Here is a 4,182-nt window from a genome sequence, read left to right as displayed (position 1 = left end):
GAAGAGAACCCGCAGCAGAAGAGAACCCGCAGCAGAAGAGAACCCGCAGCAGAAGAGAACCCGCAGCAGAAGAACGCAGGAGCAAGCATGAACGAGACAACCCGGATACCCGCAGCACTCGACGTCGTCACCTACGGCGAAGCGATGGCCATGTTCGTGGCCGCCGAAACCGGCCCGCTCGCCGGCGTCGGGCAGTTCACGAAGCGTGTCGCGGGCGCCGATCTGAACGTGGCGATCGGTCTTGCGCGGCTCGGTTTCAGGGTCGGCTGGATGAGCCGTGTCGGCAGCGATTCGTTCGGCCAGTATGTGCGCGACACCTTGCGCAAAGAAGGTATCGACCAGCGCTGCGTCACCACCGACGAGCGCTACCCAACCGGCTTCCAGATGAAGTCGAAATGCGACGACGGCAGCGATCCGGCGGTCGAATACTTCCGCAAGGGCTCGGCCGCGAGCCACCTGTCGTTGGCCGACTACGCGGCGGATTACGTGCTGCCCGCGCGTCACCTGCATCTGACCGGCGTGGCGCCGGCGATCTCGGCAAGCTCGCGTGAACTCGCGTTTCATCTGGCGCGTGAAATGCGCGCTGCCGGCAAGACGATTTCGTTCGATCCGAACCTGCGCCCGACGCTCTGGCCGTCGCGCACCGCGATGGTCGAAGGCCTGAACGCGTTGGCGGCGTTGGCCGACTGGGTGCTGCCGGGCATCGGCGAGGGCGGGATTCTGACCGGCTACACGAAGCCGGACGACATCGCGCGTTTCTATCTCGACCACGGCGCGCGCGGCGTGATCATCAAGCTCGGCGCGCAAGGCGCGTACTTCCGTACCGCCGACGACGCCGGCGTGGTCGTGTGCAAGCCGGTCGCGAGGGTGGTGGATACGGTGGGCGCGGGCGACGGTTTCGCCGTCGGCGTGATCAGCGCGCTGCTCGAAGGCAAGCCGCTGCCGCAAGCGGTGGCGCGCGGCAACCGGATCGGCGGGCTGGCGATTCAGGTGATCGGCGACTCCGAAGGCCTGCCGAGCCGCGCGGAACTCGACGCGCTGGAACTCGCCGATGCGAAGTCACTTGCCGATGCGAAGTCACTTGCCGACGCGCCGCCCATCGCGACCGCGGCTTGACCGTCCGCCGCCGCACGCAACGAATTCGATAACGACAAGAGCGCTCGGACAGCGCCCCAGCACCCCTCATCATCGTTTCGGGAAGCAGTAAGGAGACACCCATGACTTCATCGCTTGCGATTCGCCGTTGGTGGACGATCATGCCGATCGTATTCATCACCTATAGCCTCGCTTATCTCGACCGCGCGAACTACGGTTTCGCGTCGGCCGCCGGCATCAATCAGGATCTTGGCATCAGCAAAGGGCTGTCGTCGCTGATCGGCGCGCTGTTCTTTCTCGGCTATTTCTTCTTCCAGATTCCCGGTGCGATCTACGCGGAACGGCGCAGCGTCAAGAAACTGGTGTTCTGGAGCCTGATCCTGTGGGGCGGCTGCGCGGCGCTGACCGGGATGGTCAGCAACATTCCGTCGCTGATGGTGATCCGCTTCGTGCTCGGCGTCGTCGAAGCCGCCGTGATGCCCGCGATGCTGATCTTCATCAGCAACTGGTTCACCAGGCGCGAGCGCTCGCGCGCCAACACCTTCCTGATTCTCGGCAATCCGGTGACGGTGCTGTGGATGTCAGTGGTGTCCGGCTATCTGGTGCACTCGTTCGGCTGGCGTCACATGTTCATCGCCGAGGGCGCGCCCGCGATCCTGTGGGCCGTGTGCTGGTGGTTCATCGTGAAGGATAAGCCGCAGCAGGTGTCGTGGCTCACGCAGCAGCAAAAGGACGATCTCGCCGAAACGCTGCGCGCCGAACAGGCCGCGATCAAGCCGGTGCGCAATTACAGCGAAGCCTTTCGCACGCCCGCGGTGATCAAGCTGTGCGCGCAATATTTTTGCTGGAGCATCGGCGTGTATGGTTTCGTGCTGTGGCTGCCGTCGATCCTGAAGAACGGGTCGACGCTCGGCATGGTCGAAACCGGCTGGCTCTCGGCGCTGCCGTATCTGGCCGCGACGATCGCGATGCTTGCCGCTTCGTGGGCATCGGATAGACTCAACCGCCGCAAAGTGTTCGTGTGGCCGTTCCTGCTGGTCGGCGCGGCGGCGTTCGCGGCGTCGTACGCGCTCGGCTCGGCGCACTTCTGGATCTCGTACGCGCTGCTGGTGATCGCCGGCGCCGCAATGTACGCGCCGTACGGACCGTTCTTCGCGATCGTGCCGGAGCTGCTGCCGAAGAACGTCGCGGGCGGCGCGATGGCGCTGATCAACAGCATGGGTGCGCTTGGTTCGTTTGTCGGCTCGTATGTGGTCGGCTATCTGAATGGCGCGACGGGCTCGCCTGCGGCATCCTATGCGTTTATGAGCGTGGCGCTGGTCGCCGCGGTGATCCTGACGCTGATCGTCAAACCGCAGCCGCAGCCGCAGCCGCTGACTGCGCCTGTGCTCGCTACACCGTTGCAAGGAAAATAAGCTGATGAAGAAGATCGTCGCCTGGAAGGCGCTGCCCGAAGACGTGCTCGCGTATCTGCAACAGCATGCGGAAGTCGTGCAGGTCGACCCCGCCCGGCACGACACGTTCGTCGCCGCGTTGAAGGACGCGGACGGCGGCATCGGTTCGAGCGTGAAGATCACGCCTGCGATGCTCGAAGGCGCGACCCGGCTGAAGGCATTGTCGACCGTCTCGGTGGGCTTCGACCAGTTCGACGTCGCCGACCTGACACGCCGCGGCATCCTGCTCGCGCACACGCCGGACGTGCTGACCGAATCCACTGCCGATACGGTGTTCTCGCTGATCCTCGCGTCGGCGCGCCGGGTGGTCGAACTCGCGGAATGGGTGAAGGCGGGCAACTGGCAGCGCAGCATCGGGCCGGCGCTGTTCGGTGTGGACGTACAGGGCAAGACGCTCGGCATCATCGGGCTGGGGCGGATCGGCAGCGCGGTCGCGCGCCGCGCGGCGCTCGGTTTCAACATGAAGGTGCTGTACACGAACCAGGCCGCGAACCCGCACGCTGAACAGGCGTACGGCGCGCGGCGCGTCGAGTTGCCGGAGCTGCTCGCGAGCGCGGACTTCGTCTGTCTGCAAGTGCCGTTGACGCCCGAGACGAAGCACATGATCGGCACGGCGGAGCTCGAGTCGATGAAGAAAAGCGCGATTCTCATCAATGCATCGCGCGGCGCCACGGTCGATGAAAAAGCGCTGATCGAGGCGCTGCAAAACGGCACCATCCACGGCGCGGGTCTCGACGTGTTCGAGACCGAACCGCTGCCGGCCGATTCGCCGCTGCTGAAAATGCCGAACGTGGTCGCGCTGCCGCACATCGGCTCGGCGACCCACGAAACCCGGCATGCGATGGCGCGCAACGCGGCGGAAAATCTCGTCGCCGCGCTCGACGGCACGCTCGCCGCCAATATCGTCAACCGCGAAGTCTTGGGTCGATGAGACGCCCATGAGTGAGGCGCACATGAGCACGACGCCCGTTGCCACTCCCCGCCGCGCGACGATCACCGACGTCGCGCGCGAAGCCGGCACCGGCAAGACCAGCATCTCGCGCTATCTGAACGGCGAGATGAGCGTGCTGTCGCCGGCGTTGCGCGCGCGCATCGAGGCGGCGATCGCGCGGCTCGACTATCAGCCGAACCAGATGGCGCGCGGCCTGAAGCGTGGCCGCAACCGGCTGATCGGCATGCTGCTCGCCGACCTGACCAATCCGTACACGGTCGAAGTGCTGCAAGGCGTCGAAGCGGCCTGCCACGCGCTCGGGCTGATGCCGCTGATCTGCCACGCGGCCAATGAAGTCGAAATGGAGCGGCGCTATCTGCAACTGCTGACCACGTATCGCGTGGAAGGCGTGATCGTCAACGCGCTCGGCGTGCGTGAAGAAACGCTGCGGCCGGTGGGCGGCGGCGGGATTCCGGCGGTGCTGGTCGACCGTACGGTGGAGGGCCTCGTCGCCGACATGGTCGGGCTGGACAACCGGGCGGCGGCCGAGCTCGGTACGCGGCATCTGCTTGAAAACGGCTTCGACGAGATCTGGTTTGTCGTGCAGCCGTTCGAGCAGGTCAGCTCGCGGCAACTGCGCGAGGCGGCGTTTCGCGAGGTGATGAGCGGCCAGAAAGGGCAAAAAGGGCACAGCGGGGAGGG

The 4,182-nt window shown here is 65.4% G+C and carries 4 protein-coding genes; all 4 read left to right on the top strand.

The window, feature by feature from the left end:
* Nucleotides 1–87: 87 nt before the first annotated feature.
* The gene (locus tag AC3WLT_RS36920; RefSeq protein WP_492596487.1) at nucleotides 88–1,116 is read left to right on the top strand and encodes a sugar kinase; all 1,029 of its coding nucleotides are present in this window, start codon (nucleotides 88–90) and stop codon (nucleotides 1,114–1,116) included.
* A gap of 101 nt (nucleotides 1,117–1,217) precedes the next feature.
* Complete coding sequence (locus AC3WLT_RS36915) at nucleotides 1,218–2,510, top strand: MFS transporter (protein ID WP_492596486.1); 1,293 nt, start codon at nucleotides 1,218–1,220, stop codon at nucleotides 2,508–2,510.
* Nucleotides 2,511–2,514: 4 nt separating this feature from the next.
* Nucleotides 2,515–3,480: a 2-hydroxyacid dehydrogenase gene (locus AC3WLT_RS36910; RefSeq protein ID WP_492596485.1), complete on the top strand. Its 966-nt coding sequence runs from the start codon at nucleotides 2,515–2,517 to the stop codon at nucleotides 3,478–3,480.
* Nucleotides 3,481–3,502: 22 nt separating this feature from the next.
* On the top strand, nucleotides 3,503–4,182 hold a 680-nt coding region (locus tag AC3WLT_RS36905), incomplete at its 3' end, for a LacI family DNA-binding transcriptional regulator (RefSeq protein ID WP_492596488.1).

The sequence above is a fragment of the Paraburkholderia sp. FW306-2-2C-D06C genome, assembly GCF_058781505.1.
The sequence above is the reverse complement of the archived record's forward strand: the minus strand, read 5'-3'. Positions and strand labels throughout refer to the sequence as shown.